Annotated in this window: 26 protein-coding genes; 23 read left to right on the forward strand and 3 right to left on the reverse strand. The window is 38.8% G+C overall.

Annotation, left to right across the window (positions count from 1 at the left end):
• Positions 1–185: 185 nt before the first annotated feature.
• From aroC to aroA, 12 genes are all read left to right on the forward strand, one after another.
• Entirely contained in the window at positions 186–1,346 is a 1,161-nt protein-coding gene (gene aroC / locus MK805_RS10875) for a chorismate synthase (RefSeq protein WP_240875918.1), read from the forward strand.
• A gap of 3 nt (positions 1,347–1,349) precedes the next feature.
• Complete coding sequence (aroB, locus tag MK805_RS10880; RefSeq protein ID WP_240875919.1) at positions 1,350–2,450, forward strand: 3-dehydroquinate synthase; 1,101 nt, start codon at positions 1,350–1,352, stop codon at positions 2,448–2,450.
• Entirely contained in the window at positions 2,451–2,813 is a 363-nt protein-coding gene (gene aroH, locus MK805_RS10885; RefSeq protein WP_240875920.1) for a chorismate mutase, read from the forward strand.
• A gap of 231 nt (positions 2,814–3,044) precedes the next feature.
• Positions 3,045–4,541 carry an anthranilate synthase component I gene (gene trpE / locus MK805_RS10890; RefSeq protein WP_240875921.1) on the forward strand — a complete coding sequence of 499 codons (1,497 nt, stop codon included), beginning with the start codon at positions 3,045–3,047 and terminating at the stop codon, positions 4,539–4,541.
• Between the two features lie 20 nt (positions 4,542–4,561).
• Positions 4,562–5,590 (forward strand): anthranilate phosphoribosyltransferase, encoded by a 1,029-nt coding sequence (gene trpD, locus MK805_RS10895; RefSeq protein WP_240875922.1) that lies wholly within the window; start codon positions 4,562–4,564, stop codon positions 5,588–5,590.
• Positions 5,580–6,380 (forward strand): indole-3-glycerol phosphate synthase TrpC, encoded by an 801-nt coding sequence (gene trpC / locus MK805_RS10900; protein WP_240875923.1) that lies wholly within the window; start codon positions 5,580–5,582, stop codon positions 6,378–6,380. The genes trpD and trpC overlap by 11 nt, the downstream gene beginning before the upstream one ends.
• Positions 6,377–7,000 (forward strand): phosphoribosylanthranilate isomerase, encoded by a 624-nt coding sequence (locus MK805_RS10905; RefSeq protein ID WP_240875924.1) that lies wholly within the window; start codon positions 6,377–6,379, stop codon positions 6,998–7,000. The genes trpC and MK805_RS10905 overlap by 4 nt, the downstream gene beginning before the upstream one ends.
• Complete coding sequence (gene trpB / locus MK805_RS10910) at positions 6,981–8,165, forward strand: tryptophan synthase subunit beta (protein WP_240875925.1); 1,185 nt, start codon at positions 6,981–6,983, stop codon at positions 8,163–8,165. The genes MK805_RS10905 and trpB overlap by 20 nt, the downstream gene beginning before the upstream one ends.
• The gene (gene trpA / locus MK805_RS10915) at positions 8,166–8,960 is read left to right on the forward strand and encodes a tryptophan synthase subunit alpha (RefSeq protein WP_240875926.1); all 795 of its coding nucleotides are present in this window, start codon (positions 8,166–8,168) and stop codon (positions 8,958–8,960) included.
• A 36-nt stretch (positions 8,961–8,996) separates the two neighbouring features.
• Positions 8,997–10,103, forward strand: coding sequence for a histidinol-phosphate transaminase (gene hisC, locus MK805_RS10920; RefSeq protein WP_240876108.1), 1,107 nt, complete (start codon positions 8,997–8,999; stop codon positions 10,101–10,103).
• Positions 10,100–11,236, forward strand: coding sequence for a prephenate dehydrogenase (locus MK805_RS10925; RefSeq protein ID WP_240875927.1), 1,137 nt, complete (start codon positions 10,100–10,102; stop codon positions 11,234–11,236). Before hisC ends, MK805_RS10925 begins: the two co-directional genes overlap by 4 nt.
• A complete protein-coding gene (gene aroA / locus MK805_RS10930; RefSeq protein ID WP_240875928.1) occupies positions 11,217–12,500 on the forward strand; it encodes a 3-phosphoshikimate 1-carboxyvinyltransferase in 1,284 nt (427 codons plus the stop codon). Before MK805_RS10925 ends, aroA begins: the two co-directional genes overlap by 20 nt.
• A gap of 95 nt (positions 12,501–12,595) precedes the next feature.
• On the opposite strand, the gene MK805_RS10935 is transcribed toward aroA, so the two are convergent.
• Both MK805_RS10935 and MK805_RS10940 read right to left on the reverse strand, forming a co-directional pair.
• On the reverse strand, positions 12,596–14,224 hold the full coding sequence (locus MK805_RS10935; protein ID WP_240875929.1) for a M20/M25/M40 family metallo-hydrolase: 1,629 nt from the start codon (positions 14,222–14,224) through the stop codon (positions 12,596–12,598).
• A gap of 54 nt (positions 14,225–14,278) precedes the next feature.
• Positions 14,279–15,019: an IclR family transcriptional regulator gene (locus MK805_RS10940; protein ID WP_240875930.1), complete on the reverse strand. Its 741-nt coding sequence runs from the start codon at positions 15,017–15,019 to the stop codon at positions 14,279–14,281.
• A 617-nt stretch (positions 15,020–15,636) separates the two neighbouring features.
• Between MK805_RS10940 and MK805_RS10945 the strand changes: the two genes are divergently transcribed.
• From MK805_RS10945 to MK805_RS10980, 8 genes are all read left to right on the forward strand, one after another.
• Positions 15,637–16,761 (forward strand): hypothetical protein, encoded by a 1,125-nt coding sequence (locus MK805_RS10945; protein WP_240875931.1) that lies wholly within the window; start codon positions 15,637–15,639, stop codon positions 16,759–16,761.
• A 55-nt stretch (positions 16,762–16,816) separates the two neighbouring features.
• Positions 16,817–17,365: a ReoY family proteolytic degradation factor gene (locus MK805_RS10950; RefSeq protein WP_240875932.1), complete on the forward strand. Its 549-nt coding sequence runs from the start codon at positions 16,817–16,819 to the stop codon at positions 17,363–17,365.
• A 54-nt stretch (positions 17,366–17,419) separates the two neighbouring features.
• Positions 17,420–17,842 (forward strand): DUF2487 family protein, encoded by a 423-nt coding sequence (locus MK805_RS10955; protein ID WP_240875933.1) that lies wholly within the window; start codon positions 17,420–17,422, stop codon positions 17,840–17,842.
• Between the two features lie 173 nt (positions 17,843–18,015).
• Positions 18,016–18,507 carry a QcrA and Rieske domain-containing protein gene (locus MK805_RS10960; RefSeq protein WP_240875934.1) on the forward strand — a complete coding sequence of 164 codons (492 nt, stop codon included), beginning with the start codon at positions 18,016–18,018 and terminating at the stop codon, positions 18,505–18,507.
• A gap of 29 nt (positions 18,508–18,536) precedes the next feature.
• A complete protein-coding gene (gene qcrB / locus MK805_RS10965) occupies positions 18,537–19,208 on the forward strand; it encodes a menaquinol-cytochrome c reductase cytochrome b subunit (RefSeq protein WP_240875935.1) in 672 nt (223 codons plus the stop codon).
• A 24-nt stretch (positions 19,209–19,232) separates the two neighbouring features.
• A complete protein-coding gene (locus MK805_RS10970) occupies positions 19,233–20,027 on the forward strand; it encodes a menaquinol-cytochrome c reductase cytochrome b/c subunit (RefSeq protein ID WP_240875936.1) in 795 nt (264 codons plus the stop codon).
• A gap of 53 nt (positions 20,028–20,080) precedes the next feature.
• A complete protein-coding gene (locus MK805_RS10975; protein WP_240875937.1) occupies positions 20,081–20,707 on the forward strand; it encodes a DUF1405 domain-containing protein in 627 nt (208 codons plus the stop codon).
• Positions 20,708–20,773: 66 nt separating this feature from the next.
• Positions 20,774–21,523 carry a sporulation protein YpjB gene (locus MK805_RS10980; protein WP_240875938.1) on the forward strand — a complete coding sequence of 250 codons (750 nt, stop codon included), beginning with the start codon at positions 20,774–20,776 and terminating at the stop codon, positions 21,521–21,523.
• Between the two features lie 34 nt (positions 21,524–21,557).
• Here MK805_RS10980 and MK805_RS10985 read toward each other — a convergent pair whose 3' ends face one another.
• Complete coding sequence (locus tag MK805_RS10985; RefSeq protein WP_240875939.1) at positions 21,558–22,409, reverse strand: YitT family protein; 852 nt, start codon at positions 22,407–22,409, stop codon at positions 21,558–21,560.
• A 123-nt stretch (positions 22,410–22,532) separates the two neighbouring features.
• Here MK805_RS10985 and MK805_RS10990 point away from each other — a divergent pair, with 123 nt between their 5' ends.
• The 3 genes from MK805_RS10990 to bshB1 are packed head-to-tail and all read left to right on the forward strand — an operon-like array spanning position 22,533 to position 24,360.
• A complete protein-coding gene (locus MK805_RS10990) occupies positions 22,533–22,856 on the forward strand; it encodes a nucleotide pyrophosphohydrolase (RefSeq protein ID WP_240875940.1) in 324 nt (107 codons plus the stop codon).
• A gap of 15 nt (positions 22,857–22,871) precedes the next feature.
• Positions 22,872–23,651 (forward strand): 4-hydroxy-tetrahydrodipicolinate reductase, encoded by a 780-nt coding sequence (gene dapB / locus MK805_RS10995; protein WP_255724610.1) that lies wholly within the window; start codon positions 22,872–22,874, stop codon positions 23,649–23,651.
• 10 nt (positions 23,652–23,661) lie between these two features.
• Complete coding sequence (bshB1, locus tag MK805_RS11000; RefSeq protein WP_240875941.1) at positions 23,662–24,360, forward strand: bacillithiol biosynthesis deacetylase BshB1; 699 nt, start codon at positions 23,662–23,664, stop codon at positions 24,358–24,360.

The following is a 24,360-nucleotide window of genomic DNA, read 5'->3' on the forward strand; positions in this document are numbered from 1 at the left end:
TTGGTGAGGAAGAACAGAAAGGAAAAATGTTTAGAAGGGAAAGGAGAGAAAAGGAGAATGAGCATTTTCTAATGTAATAAAATGTGAGGAAACTCTTTTTTGTTTCAGCTCTAGCCCAAACAGCGGTTTATTTGTTACACTTACAGGTAACGATTTTTTATATGTATAGATGAGGAGAGTATAGGATGAGGTATTTAACAGCGGGAGAGTCACATGGACCACAATTGACAATTATTATAGAAGGATTACCAAGTCAATTACCATTTTCCAAAGAAAAATTGGATAATGAATTACATAGAAGACAGTTAGGACATGGTCGTGGTCGAAGGATGCAAATTGAGACAGATCAAGCTCAAATCCTGTCTGGTGTTCGCTTTGGAAAAACAACTGGAGCTCCAGTTACATTAGTGATTGAAAACAAAGACTGGACCCATTGGCAAAAAATCATGAACCCACTAGCTGATCCTGAGGAGGCTGGTAAACGTCGGATTTCTCGTCCGCGACCTGGTCATGCAGATTTAAATGGAGCAATCAAATACAATCACCATGATATGCGTGATGTACTAGAACGTTCGAGTGCAAGAGAGACAGCCTCTCGAGTGGCTGTCGGTGCAGTAGCGAAGCAGATTTTAGAACTATGTGGAATTCGTATTGGTGGTCATGTGGTTCGAATTGGAGAAGTAGAAGCAGAAAGAGTAGAGCTCAGTTTAGAAGAATTAATAACACGTTCAGAACAGTCTTCGGTTCGCTGTGTTGATCCAAATGCAGAGCAACCAATGAAAGATTTGATTGATCGAGCAAAGAAAGAGGGAGATTCTTTAGGTGGTATTGTTGAGGTAATTGTCGAAGGTGTTCCTATTGGACTTGGAAGCTTTGTACATTGGGATCGAAAGTTAGATGCGCGGATTGCTGGGGCAATTGTCAGCATTAATGCATTTAAAGGTGTAGAGTTTGGAATCGGTTTTGAAGCTGCAAAACGTCCTGGTTCTCAGGTGCATGACGAAATTATTTGGTCAGAAGAACAAGGGTTTGGTCGAACAACTAATCGATTAGGTGGTTTTGAAGGTGGGATGACAACAGGACAACCGCTTATTATTCGCGGAGTGATGAAACCAATTCCCACATTGTACAAACCATTGATGAGTGTGGATATAGACACCAAAGAACCTTTTGCTGCAAGTATAGAGCGTTCCGATAGTTGTGCGGTACCAGCTGCAAGCGTAGTAGCTGAAAATGTGGTAGCGTGGGAAATAGCACAAGCAATGCTGGAGAAATTTCCAGCCGATACGATTGACGAATTGATTGAACAAGTTACTCAATACCGAGAAAAAACAAAGAGGTTTTAAGAAATGAGAGAGCTACAAGTTCAAACGAAAACTCGAACTTATTCGGTTTATGTTGGTGTTGAGTTATTATCAAAATTACCATCACTTCTTAGTCAACATAGTATCGAAACAACTCAAAAGCTGTTTCTCGTAACAGATAGCCATATCTCTGCTTTATATGCCAAGCCATTATTAGAATCACTTCGTTCGACTGGTTATGATGTTACCCTCTCAGTCATTCCAGCGGGAGAGAGCAGTAAATCTTTAGAGACCTTAGACCAGCTATATGAAGAAGGGATTAAAGCTGGTTTAGATCGCTCTAGTGTTGTTATAGCACTTGGGGGAGGGGTGGTAGGAGATCTAGCTGGTTTTTTTGCTGCTAGTTTTATGAGGGGCATTCCATTTATTCAATTACCAACTACTTTATTAGCTCATGATAGCAGTATTGGAGGGAAGGTTGGTATCAATCATAGGCTGGGTAAAAATTATATGGGTGCTTTCCACCAACCATTGTTTGTTTTATTTGATGTCAGTCTTTTATCTTCTTTGCCTGTTAGAGAACTTACTTCTGGATTTGCTGAGGTTGTGAAACACGCATTGATCTGGGACAAATCATTTGTTTCTTGGTTAGTGGAAAATAATCAGGCCTTAAAAGCGAGAAATCTTTCTATCTTGGAAGAAGCGATCTACCGTGGTTGTAAAGTGAAAATTAGTGTGGTCTCCGAGGATGAAACGGAAAAAGGAAAACGTGCTATTTTAAATTATGGTCATACTATCGGTCATGCCTTAGAATCTATTTCGAATTACAGCCATTATACCCATGGAGAAGCAATATCGATTGGTATGGTGGGTGCAGCTATGCTAAGTGTAGAGATGTTGGATGCCCCTGCGCAATTAATCCAAGATACGGAATCTTTGTTACAAAGTTTTTCTTTGCCGACTCGAATCGAAGAGCCGTGGTCAGATGAAGCTTTGTTACAAATAATGAAGCGAGATAAGAAGGCAAAACAAGGCAACTACACCTTTGTATTGAGTAGGAGACTGGGGAACGTAGAAATAGTAAATGAGATTCCAGAAACAAAGATAAAAAAAGTCTTAAAAAAGCTTAAAGAGGTGGGTACTTAAGTGGTTCGAGGAATTCGTGGGGCTACAACAGTTTCAACAAACACAAAAGAGGAAATATTAAAAGCAACAAAAGAGCTGTCTTTAGCTCTTATCGAACGGAATGATTTACATGCAGATGATGTAGCCAGTATTTTGATAACAAGTACCCCTGACTTAAATGCTGCTTTTCCTGCTGCCGCTATACGTTCTTTAAAGGGATGGGAATTGGTACCTTTGATGGGCGCTAGTGAAGTAGATGTGCCAAATGGATTAGCCCTTTGCATTCGTATGATGTTCCTTGTCAATACGGACAAATCAGCAAATAAGATTCGACATGTTTATTTGAATGAAGCGGTAAAGTTACGACCAGATTTGAAATCGTAAAGTTCCCATTGACAGGGAAGAGTGTCCTCATATAGAGTATGAGTTAGTAATTGTTAAAGTAGAGATTGAGTCTGAGTAGATGAGTAGAGTAGAGATCGGGATATAGTTAGCGGAGTAGAGCTGAGTTTACGATGACAAACCACAGCCAAAGCATCCGGTGCTTTGGCTTTTCATATTTATTTTCCCTCTATATCCTTCTCTCTCCTACCTCATTAGGAGGGAAAAAGTCCATTGATTTATCCAACCAAAATAGAAGTAGAGGCTTTAGCCAAACAATATTCCCATATTCCCATTTGTAAAAAAATCCAAATAGATACAGTTACACCAATTCAGTTATTTCATGCGTTAGACAAAGATGAGTATTCTTTTTTATTGGAAAGCGTAGAAGGAAGTCAAAAATTTTCTCGCTATTCCTTTATGGGATCAAAGCCTTATTGTATATTAACGGGTAAGGAAGGTATGCTTACTGTCACTATTGCCGATAAAATAAAAGTTTTTCCAGCAGACGATCCATTACCTTTTCTACAAAATTTAATGGATGAAAGTACTTCTCCAAAATATGACGGCTTTCCGCCTTTTCTTGGAGGAGCTGTAGGATATTTTAGTTATGAATTGATTCAAGCATTTGAACCGAACTCATTGCTCGTTAATTCTTCAGGAAAGTCGAAAGCGTATGATACACATCTGGCTTTTTATGATCGTCTAATTGTATTTGATCACTTAGAACAAGTCTTATATTTGGTTATGCATGTGAAAGCAAAAAATGGCGAAGTGATGGATTATGATAAAGTAGTCGATCAATTGGAGAAATGGAAGGATCGTCTGCAAACGATACATCCCCTCATTGAACCATTGCCTAATTTAGTTCGTGAAGAAGTGGATTTTAGCCATATTACCTCTAATTTTACACAGGATACTTTTTGCAGAGCAGTGGAAAATGCGAAGGAATACATCCGTGCAGGTGATATTTTTCAAGTTGTGCCATCCCAAAAGTATACCGTTGAATGTACTCCGGATCCCATGATGGTTTATCGCATTTTACGATATTTAAATCCTTCTCCATACATGTATTATCTACAAATGGGCGAAGAGCAGATTGTTGGAACATCTCCGGAAATATTAGTTCGGGTTCAAGATCGCTTAGTAGAGACAAGACCGATTGCAGGTTCCAGGCCGAGAAGTCAAGACGCTGTTGAGGATGAGGAGTTAGCAAAGGAACTGCTTGCAGATCCAAAAGAAAATGCCGAGCATCTCATGTTGGTGGATTTGGGAAGAAACGACGTCGGTCGTGTATCTACCTATGGTACTGTTCAAGTAACAGCATTTAAACATGTAGAGCGATATTCTCATATCATGCACATGGTTTCCCAAGTAACAGGAGAATTGTCAAAAGAACATACACCATTAGATGCATTTCGAGCATGTTTCCCGGCAGGTACTGTGTCCGGCTCACCGAAAATTAGAGCGATGGAAATCATAGCAGAATTAGAACCTGAAGCACGTGGGATTTATGCTGGAGCGGTAGGGTATTTTGATTTTGCTGGGAATGTGGATACATGTATTGCGATTCGAACGATTTATTTTCGAGACAATAAGGCGTTTGTGCAAGCAGGCGCGGGGATTGTCTATGATTCTGATCCAATAAAGGAATATGAAGAAACACGCCATAAAGCAAGTGCGATGTTACTTGCGATCCAATTAGCCAAATCAGCTCAGACAAAGAATTAGGAGAAGAGGAGGAGTAACAGATGTTTTTAACTTTACTCAATCAATTACTAGAAGGCAAAGACCTGACGCAAAAAGACACTTATTATTTAATGGAACAAATGATGAGTGGTTCACTCAATGATGTACAAATTGCGTCCCTTCTCACGGCACTTCGTATCAAGGGAGAGACAGTGGAGGAATTGATTGGATTAGTGGAGGGTATGAGAGCATATGCAACTCCTCTGCCTCATTTAGTAGTGGATAGTGTGGATACGTGTGGAACAGGTGGAGATGGAGGAAAAACATTTAATATCTCTACTGCTACGACTTTTGTCGCCGCAGCAGCTGGTGTATCCATTGCTAAGCATGGAAATCGAGCTATATCTAGTAAAAGCGGAAGTGTGGATGTATTAGAGGAACTTGGCATAACCCTGGATTTAACTCCAGATGAATCGAGCAAACAGCTAAATGATACAGGAGTTTGTTTTTTGTTCGCTCCTCAATATCATCCCGCAATGAAATATGTCAATCCAACACGTAAAGCTTTAGGATTTCGGACTTGTTTTAATTTACTAGGTCCCTTGGCTAGCCCTGCAGGTGTACAACGTCAATTGATAGGGGTATTTTCACCTAAGTACACAGAGAAGGTGGCAAAAGTATTACAGGCTCTAGGTAGCAATCATGCACTTATTGTTTCTGGACTAGATGGATTGGATGAAATCTCCCTTACATCACCAACGCAAGTAAGCGAATTAAAAGATGGACAGGTGAATACTTATACTGTCTCTCCTCAAGATTTTGGGTTATCCCCTTGCATGATCGAAGATTTAGAAGGTGGATCACCAAAAGAAAATGCAGCGATTATTCGAGAGATTTTACAAGGGAAGAAAAGCGCAAAACGCTCTATAGTGGAAATAAATGCCGCAGCTGTTCTCTATGTTGCTGGAAAAACAGATAGTCTCCAAGCGGGAGTTCAACTAGCTGCAGAGGTGATTGATACTGGTTTGGCGCTGCAAAAATTAGAACAAGTAGCAAAAAGTTCCCAAGAGGTGAAAACACATGTTTCTTGAAAAAATGAAGGCTATTAAACATAAAGAAATTGCCCTTTTAGAACAAAAGTACAACAACGTATCGGACTGGGATTCTGCTACTTCTATGCCAAAAGGTCGTTCATTTCGTGCGGCGATTGAATCTTCACCATTTGCTGTGATAGCGGAAGTAAAGCCGGCATCTCCTTCAAAAGGTGTTATTGCAAGTAATGTAAATCCAGTTGAACAAGGTTTACGTTATGAAAAAGGCGGGGCAAATGTCATATCGGTTTTAACAGAGACGGAATACTTTCATGGAAGCCCAGAGTCTCTTATTAAGGTCAAAGATGCAGTATCTATCCCTGTTTTGCGAAAAGATTTCATTTTGCATCCTCTACAAGTTTTGGAAAGCAAATTTCTAGGTGCTGACGCTATTTTGCTCATCGTTGCTTTTCTGAATCAGGATAGTTGTACACAACTTTCCAATTTAGCTCATCAACTAGGGATGGAAGTTTTGGTTGAGGTTCATGAAGAGTCTGAAGTGGAAGTAGCTTTACAGGTAAACGCTGATGTTATTGGAATAAACAATCGTAATCTGCACACTTTAGCAGTAGATTTGGAGACTACAGCCAAATTAAGGCCTTTGATAACCTCTCCTGTTCCTGTAATTGGAGAAAGTGGGATACTCACTTTAGATGATGCGAAAGTAATGGCAGATGCAAGCATCAATGGCGTGTTAGTGGGTGAATTTCTCATGCGTCATCCGGAACCTGCCAAAGCAGTCGCTGAATTAAAGAGAGTAGGTGAACAACAATTAAGCAAATCGCAATGAAATTTTGTGGATTTAAAACGATAGAAGAAGTGGAGTTCGCTTCTACTTTACCTATACAAGCAATTGGTTTTATTCTCGTTCCGAACCGTAAGCGAACAGTTTCATTGGAGCAATTGGCATACTTATTACCTATCATTCCTGATTCTATTTGGCGGGTTGGCGTTTTTCAAAATCCTAGCCTGGAGGAAGTAGGTAATGCTGTATCCCTAGGTTTATCCATGGTACAACTACACGGACAAGAATCGCCGGCGTTTTGTAAACAAGTAAAGGAAAGTTGGCAGATTCCCATTATCAAAGTATTTTCGGAAACTCAGTTACAAGAGATACCATCCTATAAAGATGTAATGGATATCGTTTTATTGGATCATGCTTCTGGCGGGAAGGGTGAGCTAATTGATTGGAGTTATATACCTCAAGCAAAGCGAGTAACGGAATCTCTTCATCTTCCTTTGTGGATCGCAGGTGGCTTGAATGAGTCCAATATTGACAACCTTTACAGTAATTATGAATTAGATGGGGTGGACCTCTCTTCAGGAATAGAAAGTAACGGAAGAAAAGATAATCAAAAGATGATCAAGTTAGTAGAGAGGATGAAAAAGCATGACAAAGTCGAATGGTAGATTTGGTTCCTTTGGTGGCAGATTTGTACCAGAAACGTTGATGAATGCTGTATTAGAACTGGAAAAAGGGTTTGAAGCGATTTTAGATGACCCAACTTTTGAAATAGAGATGCGTGATCTTCTAGTGAATTATTCTGGAAGACCTACACCGCTTACGTTTGCAAAAAGATTGACTGAGTATGCTGGAGGAGCAGAGATTTATTTAAAAAGAGAAGATTTAAATCATACTGGAGCACACAAAATTAACAATACGATTGGTCAAGCTCTACTAGCTAAACGAATGGGCAAAAGAAAATTGATTGCAGAGACTGGTGCAGGTCAGCATGGTGTTGCTTCTGCTACGATTGCAGCTTTACTTGGTATGGAGTGCAAAGTTTATATGGGAGAAGAAGATGTGCGTCGACAAGCACAAAATGTCTTTCGAATGGAATTACTAGGGGCAGAGGTTATTTCTGTTACATCTGGCTCTCGAACACTAAAAGATGCAACAAACGAGGCGATGCGAGCATGGGTTGCTGCTGTGGAAGATTCTTTTTATCTTATTGGATCTGCCGTTGGACCACATCCATATCCGCAAATGGTTAAATATTTTCAACGTGTTATTGGTGATGAAGCACGTGCGCAAATGTTGGAACGAACAGGTAGTCTACCAACAGATGTAGTCGCTTGTGTCGGTGGTGGAAGTAATGCAATTGGAATGTTTACGGCTTTTATCGATGATCAAGCTGTGAAAATTCATGGGGTAGAAGCAGCAGGAAAAGGGTTGGATACAAAAGAGCATGCTGCAAGTCTTAGTATAGGAAGACCTGGAGTATTACATGGATCGTATAGTTATATGCTTCATGATGAGCATGGTCAAATTATTCCAGCTCACTCGATTTCTGCAGGTTTGGATTATCCAGGTGTGGGGCCTGAACATGCTCATCTAAAAGAAATTGGACGAGTACGGTATACTGCAGTAACGGACGAAGAAGCGATGGAAGCAGTGAAGCAATTATGTGAATTAGAAGGAATTATTCCAGCTATTGAATCAGCACATGCCTTATCAGAAGCCATCCGTTTAGCTTCAAATGGTAGCGCAGCAGAGAAAATATTGGTGTGCCTTTCTGGTCGTGGAGATAAAGATATGGAAACAATCCGAGCATATTTTCAAGGGGGTATCTGAGTGACTACATTAGCAAAGTCTTTTCAGTCTAATAAAACGAATTTAATTCCTTATTTAGTCGCAGGATATCCATCAAAGCAAGTGACTATTGATCTTATTCATTTACTTTCTGAAGAAGGTGTAACAGCTATTGAGTTAGGTGTTCCATTTTCAGACCCAGTAGCAGATGGTCCTATCATCCAACAAGCTGCCGAAAAAGCATTGGCTAATGGTGTCACTTTAGCAGATGTTTTTTCGATTGCCCAAACTGTGCGTGAACAAGGAAATCATATTCCGCTTATCTTATTTTCTTATTACAACCCGTTGCTCTCTTATGGATTGAATCAAGTTGCTCGAGATGCAGCTAAAGCAGGTTTTGCAGGATTTATTGTACCAGATTTGCCTTTTGAAGAAAGTGATGAACTTCGGAATCAATTGGATCAACTGAATATGGATCTTGTACCATTAGTAGCACCGACTTCTAAAGAACGGGTAGCAAAGATCGCTTCTACAGCAAAAGGATTTGTTTATTGTGTATCCTCATTAGGGACGACAGGAGTTAGACAGTCGTTTGCTTCCAATTTAGATGCGTTTTTGCAGCAAGTCCGATCGAATAGCCCTGTACCAATAGCGGTTGGATTTGGTGTTTCTAGGGCATCTCAGGTGCAAGAATTACAGAAAAAAGCAGATGGCGTCATTGTTGGCAGTGCACTAGTAAAACAAGTGATGGAATTGGAGCAAGGGCTCTGCAAAAAAGAAGAGAAACAAAAATCACTTGAACAGATTCGCGTATTTGTCAAGGGGCTATTAAGCTAGTAAGATAGAAAGAAAAAATGTTGGGGGATTATCATGATATCAGCCAAAAAATCTATCCAAGGCTTACCCGTTTATCAACCAGGTAAATCACTAGAGGAAGTGAAACGGGAGCTTGGATTAGAAAAAGTTATCAAATTAGCATCGAATGAGAATCCTTTTGGTTGTTCACCTAAAGTATGGGAATCTCTCACTCAAATAAAAGATCAATTTCATTTATATCCAGAGGACGACGCTCCTTTATTGCGTCAAAAATTAGCAGAGTCATTAGAAGTAGATGAGCGCCGATTAATATTTGGAAATGGCTCGGATGAAGTTATCCAAATGATAGCACGTGCATACTTAGAACCAGGTACAGAATCTGTAATGGCTACTCCTACTTTTCCTCGATATGAAACGGCGACGAGAATCGAAGGAGCAGTTCCTGTTGAGGTACCATTGAGAGAAGGGAAACATGATTTAGATGCAATGCTTGAAGCAGTTAATGAAAATACAAGACTGGTTTGGGTTTGCAATCCGAATAATCCTTCTGGAACATTTGTTGATCATGAGTCATTGAGCAACTTTATTGATCAGTTACCGGAACATGTCCTTGTTGTTTTGGATGAAGCTTATGTAGAGTATGTAACTGACGATACATTTCCAGATTCCCTTTCTCTCCTAGATTACAATCCTAGAATTATTGTTTTACGTACTTTTTCAAAGATTTATGGATTAGCTTCTTTCCGTGCTGGATATGGAATTGCTCATCCAGAAGTAGTGCAACAATTATCTCGAGTTCGCGAACCATTTAACCTAAATCGTCTAGCTCAAGCTGCTACATTAGCAGCTATTTCGGATGAAACCTTTGTACTTTATTGTCGAAATCAAAATCGAATGGGTATGAAGCAAATAATGGAACGTTTGGACGAATGGGGGATTGGGTACTATCCATCTCAAGCCAACTTTCTGTTGATTAATACTGAATACAATGGGGATGAGGTCTTTTCTTACTTGTTGAAGAAAGGAATAATTGTTCGTTCTGGAAAAGCACTTGGTTTTCCAACATATTTACGGGTCACCATAGGGAATAAGGAAGAAAATGAAGTATTTCTCTCGGGGTTAAGCAATTTTTTACAGGAGAAAAAGAGTAGGGTGTCACAATGAGAAAGCGAATAGCTGTCTTAGGCGTCGGATTAATTGGAGGATCTCTCGCCTTGTCTTTTAAAGAAAGAACAAATCATCATGTTATCGGTTTTGATACACATGCTGATACTGTACAACAAGCTTTAAACTTGGGAGTTATCGATGAAGGAGTTACCTCCCTTTCTCAAGCGGTTATAAATACTGATTATATTTTTATAGCGGTTCCTGTAGGTCATATTGGGATTTATATCAATCAGCTTGCAAACTTGAAATTAAAAACTGGGGTAATTATTAGCGATGTAGGCAGTACAAAAGCAGAGATCACAACATATGGCAAAATTCTTACGGAACAGGGCTACACTTTTATTGGTGGACATCCAATGGCGGGGTCGCATCGTTCTGGAGTACAAGCTGCACATTCACTGTTGTTTGAAAATGCATATTATGTATTGACTCCAGAACCAGATACATCACTTATAGATGTAGAGAGATTGAGTCAATTACTCAAGCAGGCAACTCATGCGCAACTAGTGGTAATGGACGCTGAATATCATGATAAAGTTGTTGGAGCTATTAGCCATTTGCCTCATGTCATTGCAACTGGACTTGTTGCTCAAGTAGGAAATTATAATGATGAAAACGGTTGGTTTCATCGCTTAGCAGCAGGTGGTTTCCGGGATTTAACACGGATTGCCGCAAGCCATCCAATCATGTGGAGAGATATTCTTCTCAGCAATCGAAAAGAGATGTTAATGCTGTTAGAGGATTGGATCAAGCAAATGACTGAGTTTCAGCATGCTATCGAAAAAGAGGATGCAGAATGGATTGAAAAAATTTTTGCTCGCTCTCGTGACCTCCGTCAAAGACTTCCAGAAAAGAAACGTGGTTTACTTGCTCCAATCTATGAATGTTATATTAATATTCCCGATGAACCAGGACTGATTGGAAAAATAGCTACTTTGCTTGGAGAGCATCAGATAAATTTGAGTAATATAAGTATCATGGAAAATAGAGAAGAGGTACATGGTATTCTTCGGTTGACTTTTCGCCGTCTGGATGATTATGAACGCGCAATTCCTGTTTTAGAAGAATCTGGGTATACCACATATACAGAAAATGAAAAGGAGGCTCAGCATGTCGACCTTAACAAGTAACCGGATCAAGCCGTTTCGAAAAGTGATTACAGTTCCTGGTGATAAATCCATTTCGCATCGGGCTATCATGTTCGGTTCCCTAGCGAAAGGTATTACTACAGTCGAAGGTTTTCTCCCTGGAGCAGACTGTCTCTCAACCATAGCTTGTTTTGAAAAGCTGGGGGTTCAGGTAGAGAAAACTTCGGCTACTAGTGTAAGAGTCATAGGAAAATCAATCGACGGTTTACAAGCGCCGATATCTACACTCGATGTTGGTAACTCTGGTACAACTATCCGTCTCATGATGGGGATACTAGCTGGTACCTCTTTTACGAGCATACTTGAAGGGGATGCCTCCATTGGAAGACGACCAATGGATCGCGTTGCAAAACCATTGCGTATGATGGGGGCAAAAATTAGTGGGAAAGAAAATGGAAAATTTACGCCACTTACAATTAAAGGTACACCACTCCAAGGAATTATATATGAAAGCCCAGTTTCTAGTGCTCAAGTAAAATCAGCAATTTTGTTAGCTGGTTTATCAGCATCTGGAAAAACGACAGTGTTAGAACCGACGACTTCCCGTGATCATACAGAGCGAATGCTCAGTGCTTTTGGGGTACAAGTAGAGCGTTTCAATAATGGTGCAAGTATCGAAGGGGGACAAGAGCTTACAGCTACTAAGGTTATTGTACCAGGAGATATATCTTCTGCTGCCTTTTTCCTTGCAGCTGCTTTAATGGTACCAGGTAGCACGATAACGATTGAAAACGTTGGATTAAATCCGACGCGTACTGGTATTATCGATGTATTTAAAGCGATGGGTGCACAGGTAACAGTGGAGAAACAACAAGAATCCTCTGGTGAACCAATCGGTTCTATCACTATAACCTGTGAGGAATTAAAAGGGGTTGAAATTGGGGGAGATCTTATTCCTCGGTTAATTGATGAAATTCCAATTATTGCAGTAGTAGCAACTCAAGCAAAAGGAAAAACAGTTATTCGAGACGCAGCAGAATTAAAGGTAAAAGAGACCAACCGAATTTCCACTACTGCAAATGAATTGCGAAAACTAGGAGCTCAAGTGGAGGAGACCGAAGATGGTTTGATCATTGAAGGAAAAACTCCACTTCGTGGAGCTATTTGCAGTAGCTATGGAGATCATCGTATCGGCATGGCAATGGCAATTGCTGGGCTAGCAGCAGATGAACCAGTAGTAGTGGATGGTTCTGAGGCAATTCAAGTATCTTTCCCAGGATTTTATGAATTATTGAAACAATTATAATAGTGATAGAAAAAACAAATTATATAGTGAACCCCAAAAGTTAGACCAACAAATCTAACATTTGGGGTTTAAAACATTATTATAGAAGGTTTATTTTACGCATCTGCCAATAGCTTGCGAATACAAGTAGGTAGTAGATCTGTTAATATTTCAACTGTATAAGTTACATTAAGACGTTCTGTTCGTTGGTGAGCATCTTTTCCGACTGAACCTAAATTAATAACAGGGACATTAAACTGTTCTAATTCTTTAAGTGGAACGGAATATCCCTTTTCCCATAAAGGCATATTGTTAACAAAGGACTGAATGGAATTAATTGGATATTGCAACCCTACATAACTCAAGTCTGAGATTCCACCAAAATAATTAATTTTCTGCAAGGAGATATCATGTTTTTCTCTCGCGTAGGTTATCATTTCAGATGTAACTTGTTTTATTAAACTATTATCACGTGAGCAAATAGCAGGATAATAGGGAGGTGCAAAGAAAAGTACGATCATAGGTGCTAGTTCTTTACACAAAATAGCTAGTTGATCTACTAATTCAATTGTCAACTCCCGCTCATCGTTTTCTTGGTCTTTTTGGTTCATTACTCTTTTTTCGATTTGTTGGACTTGCTCTAGTCCATGATGTTCGACCGCATAGTATAGCAAATCTTGGTATGTGAGAGTACGTATTTCAACCGTTTGTGGAGTATATGGTTCATATTGCACATAACTTTTGGCATGTTTTTCATAGTTTCGTTTAATGTCTACTGCCACTTTTTGTGCGCTTTCTAATAAAGAATGAACAATTTCATCCATTTTTTTCTCTAGAATAAAGAGATTAAATAAGGTAACAGCTCGGTGAGGAATTTTAACCGAATAGTCTCTTTTTAGCCCTTTCTGAATGAGATTAGTCGGAGGTGGAGATGCTTCTCCTTCTACTACTTCACAGAAGTCAGTATTTAATTCTAATTCACAGGTGAGCTGAGAAGCCATAAAATTGGCGTTCAATCCCAAAAATGGTTCTCCTACGTGTGTTTCATCCCCATAACACAAAAATCCCGGCAGTACTTTTCCTATTGTTCCAGTATAAATATATTTATTTTGGTCTCCTGGGAAACGGGTAAACATCGATTCAGAATTCAATACTGCTTTATATTCTAGTTGATAGGTTTGAGCTAGTTCCAAAAGAGCAGGGACAGCTGCTCTCATTCCAACAGAGTTCACTTCTTCATCTGGAACTGTTAACAAAATAAGATTTCCATCGAACTTACCTTCAATAGCTTGTTCGATCATCGACATATGAATGGCTAATCCACATTTCATATCCATTGTGCCTCGACCAAAAAGCATTTCACTGGCATTCATTTCGTTTTGAATATCTTCTGGTAGTGATTCTTTTTCATCATAAAACATTTGGGTAAGATGTTTTGCGTCGAAAGCGCTTTCTTTCCAGAGGCCATAATCTTCTACGTCGACTACATCAAAATGACTAACGAGAATAACGGCCTTTTGTATATCTCGCTTTGATTTAACCATTGCGATTAGAAACTCTCGTCCATCGCCTGTAGGATATAACCGTAAATGATCGGGGTGTTGCTGGAAATAAGACAAAGAGTTCAATTGTTGGTGTACATATTTCGGAAATACAATCTCTGCTTCGGTTCCGGTTACACTAGGAATTGCAACTAAATCACAGAGAAGATCGATCAACTGATTCTTGGTTTGCCATTTACTCATTTTCTCTCTCCTTTTTCCGCATATCGGAAACATTTTCCGTTATATGACCAAAAATTATTGTTGTTTCCCTAGCCGTATAGATATTTCTTTCGCTGTTTTTTGAACTTGTGAAATGAGGTAAGAAAGTCTCTCCTCTGTGATGGTATAACTCAAAATCCCAATGCTCAATGCACCAATAATTTGATTATGATATCCGATGATCGGCGCAGCAACAGATGCAGTTCCCTCTGTTTTTTCCCCATAGCTCAGTGCATATCCTGATGCATGGATTTTGTTCAGCTGTTCAAGAAATTTTGTACGAGTAAGAGAGTCTGTAATCAATTGATTCAAAATTCCAACTACTCTATCTTTCGGCATGTTGGCTAATATCGTTTTGTTTGCTGCACCAACGTTTAATGGGATGCGTTCTCCTAAGTTATCTATGATTCTTACTTTTAGTGGACTATCTACTCGTTCAATAATAATAGAGTCGGTTTGATTTGGGATATTCAAGTAGATGCTTTCCTCTACTTCGAGTGCTAATTGCTCCATATAAGGCCGAGCTACTACACGAAAATCTAGATTTTCCAACATCCCAAGGCCGATTTCCATCCATTTGTTCCCGATTTTATACTGTTTAGTTTCGGGGAGCTGTGTAACGAGTTCGTAGCGAATCAGACTGCTAATCAAGCGATGAGCGGTACTCAAAGGTAATTCCGTATGGTCAGCTATTTCGGAAATTTGCCAATAGCTCTTATGTGGATCCGAAATTAAAAGTTGAATAATTTTCATCGCTCGATCAATGGATTGGACCATTACACTGCCCCTTCAAATAAAAATATGTTACTCATATTCTTTGTATCACATACTTATATTCAAAATCAATATAAGTATTTTAATTAAAAACATTTAATTATTAAATAAAAAATAACTGTATATTGTTAGTGTTGTTTAAACTGACAACTTGGATTTGTATATATTAATAGTATAAGAAATAATTTTTTATCGAAAAATGAGAGAGTAAAAGGGAGAAGCATCTTGTTATTTTTTGCAGATTTTTGATGCGATGGGGATGATTGACCATGTGTATGTTTTTAAGTAGAAGAGGGTATACAATCAGATCCATTATGTGATTACAAGAAATAACTGCAAGCATAGCAGCTGAGTTGTTTATTGATTGTTTGACAAATTCCTTTCCATGGAAATGGTAAGGGCCATAAGTTGTCTTGATTTTTTCATTTGTACTATTCATATCTTGATTTTTCATAATATAACCTTTATAATCTTTCTTACAGTATGGTTTCTCTCTATTCCTTTCCATAATACATATAAATGTAACCGTTTTCGGAAGGAACGGTTCTTTTTTTTGTCTAATTTTCCGCTTTTTCGGCCAAACTGGTGCTGTGAAGTTTTGGTTGGAAGGGTGTATCAATATGCGTATCGCGGAATGGTTAACGTATACCAGTATGGAACAACTGAGGCAAATTAGCAGAACTTATCATGGTGAAGAGTTAATTACGCATTCCAAGTATGATCTAATTCGCTCTTTATTGCCTAAGTTAGGAAGAAAAGGAAGTTATCAAGAACAATTAGGCAAACTATCAGACATAGAGTGTCGATTTTTGCAGTTGCTTGTATTTGACACTTCTCCCTCCTTTACGATGGAAGAATTACTTGCAAAAGGAAGGGCTGCACTTTGTCAAGAAGAAGGAGAACCACGTTCACTTGTAGTTCAGGCAATCAAAAGAGGTTGGCTTTTCCAAGGTTACTCCCATCATACACAGTATCTTTATCATGTTCCTAGCGATACCAGAAACCAAATGATTGATTGTTTCCTTAGTCCCTTTTATGAAGAAGTGATGATTCGACCGCCATTGTACTATCGAGATGAAGAACAACAAATGATACATGACTTAAAAATGTTTTTAGAATTTCTAGGAAAGCACATCGTTCGTACAACAGATGGAGGAGGAATTTACCGGAATCAATTGCGGCAGATAATGGATACTTTTTCAGTATCAGAAGAGCTTTTAAATGGCAGAGGGCCTCGATTCGGTTTTGGACGAAGCTATCACTTATATCCAGATCGTTTTTCCCTGCTGTATGATTTCGCTTTTTATGAGAAATATTTGATTGAGGATTCCAGAGGATATTTGTGTTTAGCAGAACAAAATTTCGGGAATATATCCAATACCGATGAGGAAGGTTTGATTTTATCCCTTTATCGGTTTTGGATTCGATTGTACAATCGGCCAATTCCTAATTTGCCAATTATATTGAAATGGATAGGGTCGCTTGCTCACTTAGGTTGGTTTCCTGTAGAGACAATTAAGAAAGTAGTTTACCCTTGGATTCGCCCTTTTTATTATGAAACTGAAGAATCGCTGTTTACACGACTCCTCAAGATGCTTGCTCATTTAGGCGTACTAAAGATCGGGGAAGAGAGTACAGGCGAACGGTTTTTAACACTTACTCCTACAGGTATAAAGATCTTTTCAGATGTATCCGCTTTCCAAGAGAAAGTCATTGATGTAGCTTTTATTCAAGGTAGGGATTAAAAGCCTAATTGTCGAATAAATAACTACTGGTGACTATCATTTGGGAGGTTGGGAATTGAGCACCATAAGCGTTTCAGAGAAAAAGGAGTTTATTCATTGGTTTTTAGGGCATCATGAACTCCGAAAAAGGGAAGTTGCATGGTTGCTAAGTTATTTATCGTCTAAGGACGAATTACTTAAGAGAGTTCATTTTGTAGAACATGTTTCTCAACTACCAAAATCAATTGTTATTTCAACGAAATGTTCAGACATGCCACCTTTTCAGTTTTCTCGAAAAAAGCGTGTTGGTACAGATGTAGAATCTGTATTTTATGATCTACAACTTTTCCCGGATGAAGAGATATACATTGGGTTGTATTTTCAGGATAGGACAACATGTCCTAAATTTGCCGCCGTATTGGAGGGTAATCCCATGGAAAGACAAGACTTGGTGCAAGACCAATTGCTCAGTCTGTTTGCGGAGATGCTTCTCGACCAAGCGGTACGCCGGTTCCAAAAAAAGCAATTGTACGCTAGAATAGATGAATCACTAAAAAATCAAGATAAAAATGCGTTTCTAGAATTAAGCACAGAATTAAATAAACTGCTTGATGAGAGCAAGTAAGCAAACTACAAGTAGCTCAGCATAGCTGAGCTTTGCTTGTTTTTGGAGGACCAGATGAGACTACTAGAACAAAATGAGACAAACTGGACATCTATCGCTCCTTATTTGGATACGGTATGTCTGCCTGTATATCAGTATCGAATGGTACATAAAGAGTTACAATTGGAAGAAGCGAATTTGATCGAATATATAACAGAGGAATTAGAAAAAAAATTAATAGGGAGAATGTTATTATTACCAGCTTGTAGTTTGATAGGTCGGGATGAAAAGCTACTGCAGACTGTTATTACGAGTTTTGATAAAGAATTGGTACATAGTGGATTTCATTATAGGTTCTTGGTAATACTAGAAGAAACTTGGGGCAAAAATAAACTGGATACATCTTTTCATCTGTTATCAGTTCAAAAAGATGTAGACAAAGAAGTGGAACTGGAACGATTGTATGAAGAAATTTTACATATCTGGCAATCTGTTTGAAAAAAGAAAAAACATCATTTTTCATTTTTGAAAACATCCTGTCGGATTCCTTGATTTTGTTTTATCGTTTCGCTATCATGGATATGTCCTAGTAAAGTATTTTCATGTCCTATTGAAGTAAGGTTCCAGTCCGTTGGACGGTGATGTTGTTATAGAGGGAGGTCAGATGTGTCGTGAGCAAGAAACTTTCCCGTCGGCAGTTTTTGACGTATACATTAGGCAGTACGGCGGGTTTCCTAGGTGCTGGAATGCTGTTTCCTATGGTGCGTTTTGCTGTTGACCCTGCTCTAAAAAAGGGACAAGGTGGTAATTTTATAGATGTAAATTTACCACTATCAGAAGTAACAGACAAACCAAGATCAGTGCAGTTTAAAGTACACAAAAAAGATGGCTGGTACTCTTTTGACGAAGTATTGACAGCATGGGTTTTGCGGGATAAAGGTAAAATTATTGCTCTTTCTCCTATTTGTAAGCACCTTGGATGTACGGTGTCTTGGGAAGCAAACCCTCAGTATCCTAATACTTTTTTCTGTCCTTGTCACTTTGGTCGTTATACCAAAGATGGCACAAACATACCTGGTACGCCACCACCGAAGCCGCTTGATCGCTATGAAACGAAAGAAGCAAATGGAAAACTTTTGATTGGACCATTAATGCAGACATAATTGTTCGTCTGATTGGAGGTGACATGCTTATGTTACGCGCCATTTACGACTGGGTAGATGAGAGATTAGATATTACGCCTCTCTGGCGTGATGTTGCAGATCACGAGGTTCCTGAACACGTGAACCCAGCCCATCACTTTTCGGCGTTTATTTATTGTTTTGGTGGATTGACTTTTTTTGTTGTAGTCATTCAGATTTTATCTGGAATGTTTCTGGCAATGTATTACGTTCCTGATATTATTAACGCGCATGCGAGTGTTAAGTTTTTACAAAATGAAGTAGCTATGGGCGCGATTGTTAGAGGTATGCACCACTGGGGAGCGAGTGTGGCCATAGTGATGTTATTCCTACATACGCTTCGAGTTTTCTTTACAGGTTCATACAAACATCCACGTGAATTTAACTGGGTAGTGGGCATGTTGATTTTCTTTGTGATGTTAGGACTTGGTTTTACAGGTTATCTTTTACCATGGGATAACAAAGCATATTTTGCAACCAAAGTAGGGGTGCAAATTGCTGCATCCGTTCCATATCTTGGACCCTACATTGCTACATTTTTGCAAGGTGGAGATATTGTAGGCGCTCAGACAATTGCTCGTTTCTTTGCTCTACATGTATTTTTCTTCCCTGCAGCACTTCTTGCACTACTTGGAGCACACTTTATACTTATTCGTCGTCAAGGAATTTCCGGACCACTATAAACTTCGCGAGAGGAGGGAATCCACTTGGCACATAATCAAGATGGAAACCATAAAGAACAAGTCCACTATGTCGGAGACTCTCGCGTACGTGCTAACCGGAAGAAGATGTATCCCCCGGACTATACGGAGTTTCCTCATAAATCGGAGGCATTTTTCCCTGACTTTCTTCTGAAAGAGTGGATGGTAGCAGCTGTATTTTTAGTAGGTTTTATGACATTAGTAATGGCAGAAGAGCCTCCGCTTGGTGATATTGCCGATCCAACTAATACTGGATTTTTACCAGTACCAGACTGGTATTTCTTGTTTATGTACCAGCTTTTAAAATATAAATGGGCATCAGGTCCATTTGTAGTAATTGGTACACTCGTTCTACCAGGAATTTTGTTTACATCGCTCATTCTCGCACCTTGGTTAGATCGAAGCAAAGAGCGTCGTCCATCGAAACGACCTGTCACCATTGGTTTGATGCTTGTTGCCATCGTTTCCGTTTGCGCTCTCACTTGGGCAGCAGAAGCAGAGCATGAAACACAATTGGAATCTGCTGTAGGTAGTCCTACTAAAAATAAGCAGATTGTAGATGCAAATTCAGAAGGACATAAACTTTATCAAGAAAATGCATGTATCCGCTGCCATGGTGAACAACTTCAAGGTAAGAACGGACCTCCTCTATTAGGAGTAGGTAATCGTAGAACTGCGGAACAAATCAACGAGTATATCAATGAAGGTAAAGGTGGCGTAATGCCAGCTGGAATGTTCCAGGGCTCGCCTGAACAACAAAAGATATTAGTAAATTGGTTGATGGAACAAAAACAAAAGTAGTTTGACAAATACCCCGGATTTCCGGGGTTTTTTCTAATAGGAGAGAGAATAAAATGTATGCATTACAGGTATTTCTTAGTTGGAGACAGCAGCGTTGGTTTTTATGGACGCTTTTTGTTATTAACTTTTTAGGTACAGTCTATGGATATTACTGGTATGGAAACCAGATGCAGCAGACCGATTGGAAGTTACTTATTTTTGTTCCTGATAGTCCTACAGCTAGCTTGTTTTTTACTGTGGTTATATTTTTATATCTTTTAAATAAGAAGAGCCTACTACTCGAAGCATTTGCAGCAATAACGTTATTCAAATACGGTATTTGGGCAGTAGTAATGATTTTATGGGGAGCAGCCTTAGACTCGAACGGTTTTATTTCCTCACTCACATGGGAACATTATATGTTGATGTTTTCTCACCTAGGTATGGCTGTTCAAGCATTACTTTATGCTCCTATTTTTCGTTTTGGCTATCGTCAGTTAGCGATTGTTTCTATATGGACCTTATTAAACGATGCATTGGACTATGGCTTAGATATACATCCTTGGCTGACTCCTGAATTAGAGGTCTATGATCATCTAGTCGGATGGTTTACATTAATACTGAGTTTCACCACTATTTTTCTGTTTTCAATTTTTATAGAAAAAAGAAAAGCAAATAAGACTTCTAATTTCGAGACATAGGAGCATAAATTTGTATCAATAAGGCCGAAAAAGGTGATCTTATTGGTACGTTTTTTTTGTATGATCATGATGAGTTTGTTTCTTTATCCAAATTTCGTACAGGCTAAGCAAATGTGGAGTGAATCCGACACGAAATTGTGGGTGTCCTCTGCTATGCAAATTGCCAAAGAAGTAGATGCAGGTCGGTATGTAGAAGCAAGGCAAATATTAGATGAGTTAGCAAAACATTTTTCCCATTCAAATTTCGCAGAAAAAGAGTTGAGTGTCCAAGCTATTCAAGCTTTATCAACTTCCATCATCGATTTAGAAGGAAGATTAAATCGAATTACACCAAATCCAAATGAGTTAAACTTTTATGCAAAGCGATTATTAATGACATTTGACGCAGTTGGTCATCCTTATCAGCCAATGTGGAAATCCTATTATCCTATATTAAAAAGACAAGTAGATAAGATGATTTCGGATATTAAACAAGGGAAAGATATAAGGGAAGAACGAAATATTCTGCATAATCACTATGTAATTTTGCGACCTGCATTAGTTGTTACAAAAACGCCTACTACTGTACAGAAAGTGGATTCTTTATTTCTTTTTTTAGAACGTGATTCAAACAAAGATCACCAGTTGATAGCATTAAATCAACTTCGTAAGTTATGGTATCCTTTATTTTATGGTTCAGAACAAGATGTATTAGCAGTTACAAATCCAGACGGTAAAGTGCCTGTTTCCACTTTTTTATCGGTTATTAGTGTTATTATTATTGGGATTTTGACTTTTGTTTCTTGGAGAAAAAGAATGCAGTCTATTGTTTCGTAATACTAAAAAAGATAGGCTGAATTAGCCTATCTTTTTAGATTGATGTCCGCTCAAAAGAAAAACCTTCTCCGTGTACTTCTCGGGCATCATTTACAACAATAAACGCTTGTGGATCGATTTTATGTACAATTGATTTTAGCTTCGGCATTTCCCGAAGAGATACAACTACATATAGTACTTCTTTTTCATGTCCAGTGTAACCGCCAGTTCCTTTTAACTTTGTCACACCACGATCCATTTTTTCTGTAATTTGATCTGCTAATGGCTGAGGAGAATGGGATATAATAAAGGCAGCTTTTGCTGTTTTTCCGCCTTCGACCACATAATCAATGACCCTAGAGCCTACAAAAACAGCTACTAAGGTGTACATTGCTTTATCGAGTCCAATTAAGTATATGGATACGAGGATAACTGTACAGTCGAACATCAAGAAAGTACGACCTAAGTTCCAGCCAAAATAACGATCCATCAAACGAGCAATGATATCAACACCACCTGAAGTACCACCAACACGGAACATCATGCCAGCACCTATACCTACTAAAACACCTGTGAATAAAGCGGCAAGCAGGAGATCATCGGTAGGCTTTTGCCAAGTCTTGGTTAATTCCAAGCATACCGATACGGATGATATACCTACAACGGTATACCAAAATGTTCTTTTGCCAAAAACTTTGTATCCAACAATAAGTAAAGGAATGTTCAAAAGGAATACCACTAGACCAGGAGACCATTTAAAAAAATAGTATAGAATCAAAGCAATTCCTGTAAATCCACCTTCTGCAAGCTTATTGGCAAGAGCAAAACTATTGATTCCAAGAGAATAGATGAAACCACCAACAAAAATAGTTAATATGTTGCGTAGATGAATGAGAAATTTTTGCAAGGTTTTCGCCTCTTTCTTATGCAGTTACCTATTTACTTTACTATAGATTCCCCAAAATTCCACGCAATATGGTTGCCGAGATGGAATTAGTGGTCTAACATGGATGGGTAAGGAGGAGAATGTATGGCTCAAAAAACAATAAATGAAATGCAAAAAGATGTTGATCAATATATAAGCCAGTTCAAAGAAGGGTATTTTCATCCACTATCCATGTTAGCTAGAATGACAGAAGAAGTTGGAGAACTCGCTCGAGAGGTAAATCATCGATATGGTGAAAAACCAAAAAAAGCGAGTGAAGATGAAAATACGATTGAACAAGAGTTAGGGGATCTACTTTTTATTATTTCCTGCTTTGCCAATTCTCTAGGAATTAGTTTAGAGGCTGCTTTTGAACAAGTTATGGAAAAATACAATACTCGAGACAAAGATCGATGGACGAGAAAATAGAAGGAGATATACATCATGACGATTCGCATCATCGTGGCAGGCGCTTCAGGGAAAATGGGTCAAGAGGTTGTTAAACTGATAGAACAAACCGAACATTTCCAGTTAGTGGGGGCTGTTTCACGTACATACGCCGAACAAGAAGTAACTGCAGATGCAAAGTATTATGCGACTTTAAAAGAAGCAATCGAAGCTACTAAAGTAGATGTTGTAGTTGATTTTACTAGCCCCGAAATGATTATGAAGCATTTACAAATTTGTTGTGCTTATCAGGTAAGACCTGTAGTAGGAACAACGGGTCTTACGGAGGATGAACTAAATGCTTTAACGGCAGAGTTCAAACAAAATAAGTTAGGTGGAATTATCGCTCCAAACTTTGCTATAGGAGCTATTCTCATGATGAAATTTGCAGCTCAAGCTGCAAAATATTTGCCTCATGTAGAGATAATCGAATCTCATCACGATCGTAAATTGGATGCACCATCTGGGACAGCACTTAAGACGGCTGAATTGATTACGGAGAGTCGTAAACAATTAAAACAAGGTCACCCAAGCGAAATGGAGATGTGGCAAGGAGCGAGAGGAGCAGAGTATCATGGATTTCGTATCCATAGTGTTCGCTTACCAGGATTGGTTGCCCATCAAGAAGTTTTATTTGGAGGAACAGGACAGTTACTGACAATTCGTCATGACTCTTTGAATCGTGAGTCTTTTATGCCTGGGGTGCAAATAGCGGTAGAGAGAGTATTAGAATTAAATGAACTGATATATGGTTTAGAAAATATTTTAGAAGTATAGGGGTAGTATTATGAATAAAATTGATATATTAGCTTTTGGGGCACATCCTGATGATGTGGAATTGGGTGCAGGTGGAATTCTAGCAAAACATGCAAGGGCTGGATTTAAAACCGCAATCTGTGATCTCACTTATGCAGATCTGTCTTCCAATGGTACGGTGGAGAATCGTCAAATGGAGGCGGAAAAAGCGGCGCATGCACTTGGATTGACTGCAAGATATTGCTTAGGTTTTCCAGATAGAGGTCTTACAGGGTCAAAAGAACAGATTTTAAAAATAACTCAGATTATACGTCAGCTTCAGCCTAAAATAATCTTTTCACCTTATTTTAAAGATCGCCATCCTGATCATGTAGCTTGTAATCAATTAGTAAAAGAAGCTATTTTTGATGCTGCTATTAAAAAAATTGTTACTCCTGGAGATGAAGAAATTCATCGTGTGACAAAAGTGTATCATTATTTCATCAATGACCTTGCTGAAGCGGATGTCATTGTAGATATTGGTTCTGTGTATCAACAAAAAATTGCAGCTTTTAAAGCATATAAAAGCCAATTTGGCCAACAAGAAAATAATGCTAAAACACCTTTGAACACGCCGAACTTTTTTGGAATGATTGAAGGGCGAGATCGGTTATGGGGACAACAAATCGGCGTGATGTATGGGGAAGCCTTGGTCAGCGCACGTCCTATTTCATTAAGTTACCTTTTGTAA

It is taken from the genome of Shimazuella soli, assembly GCF_022511585.1.
In the GTDB taxonomy this organism is placed as follows: Bacteria; Bacillota; Bacilli; order Thermoactinomycetales; family Thermoactinomycetaceae; genus Shimazuella; species Shimazuella soli.

Bases quoted from the DNA above. Each gene is read 5' to 3' on its own strand.
- dapB (WP_255724610.1), top strand. From the start codon at position 22,872: ATGACGATTCGCATCATCGTGGCAGGCGCTTCAGGGAAAATGGGTCAA.
- MK805_RS10990 (WP_240875940.1), top strand. From the start codon at position 22,533: ATGGCTCAAAAAACAATAAATGAAATGCAAAAAGATGTTGATCAATAT.
- MK805_RS10980 (WP_240875938.1), top strand. From the start codon at position 20,774: ATGATGAGTTTGTTTCTTTATCCAAATTTCGTACAGGCTAAGCAAATG.
- trpD (WP_240875922.1), top strand. From the start codon at position 4,562: ATGTTTTTAACTTTACTCAATCAATTACTAGAAGGCAAAGACCTGACG.
- aroB (WP_240875919.1), top strand. From the start codon at position 1,350: ATGAGAGAGCTACAAGTTCAAACGAAAACTCGAACTTATTCGGTTTAT.
- qcrB (WP_240875935.1), top strand. From the start codon at position 18,537: ATGTTACGCGCCATTTACGACTGGGTAGATGAGAGATTAGATATTACG.
- aroA (WP_240875928.1), top strand. From the start codon at position 11,217: ATGTCGACCTTAACAAGTAACCGGATCAAGCCGTTTCGAAAAGTGATT.
- aroC (WP_240875918.1), top strand. From the start codon at position 186: ATGAGGTATTTAACAGCGGGAGAGTCACATGGACCACAATTGACAATT.
- MK805_RS10935 (WP_240875929.1), bottom strand. From the start codon at position 14,224: ATGAGTAAATGGCAAACCAAGAATCAGTTGATCGATCTTCTCTGTGAT.
- trpB (WP_240875925.1), top strand. From the start codon at position 6,981: ATGACAAAGTCGAATGGTAGATTTGGTTCCTTTGGTGGCAGATTTGTA.
- MK805_RS10905 (WP_240875924.1), top strand. From the start codon at position 6,377: ATGAAATTTTGTGGATTTAAAACGATAGAAGAAGTGGAGTTCGCTTCT.
- MK805_RS10945 (WP_240875931.1), top strand. From the start codon at position 15,637: ATGCGTATCGCGGAATGGTTAACGTATACCAGTATGGAACAACTGAGG.
- trpC (WP_240875923.1), top strand. From the start codon at position 5,580: ATGTTTCTTGAAAAAATGAAGGCTATTAAACATAAAGAAATTGCCCTT.
- MK805_RS10975 (WP_240875937.1), top strand. From the start codon at position 20,081: ATGTATGCATTACAGGTATTTCTTAGTTGGAGACAGCAGCGTTGGTTT.
- MK805_RS10955 (WP_240875933.1), top strand. From the start codon at position 17,420: ATGAGACTACTAGAACAAAATGAGACAAACTGGACATCTATCGCTCCT.
- MK805_RS10940 (WP_240875930.1), bottom strand. From the start codon at position 15,019: ATGGTCCAATCCATTGATCGAGCGATGAAAATTATTCAACTTTTAATT.
- bshB1 (WP_240875941.1), top strand. From the start codon at position 23,662: ATGAATAAAATTGATATATTAGCTTTTGGGGCACATCCTGATGATGTG.
- MK805_RS10925 (WP_240875927.1), top strand. From the start codon at position 10,100: ATGAGAAAGCGAATAGCTGTCTTAGGCGTCGGATTAATTGGAGGATCT.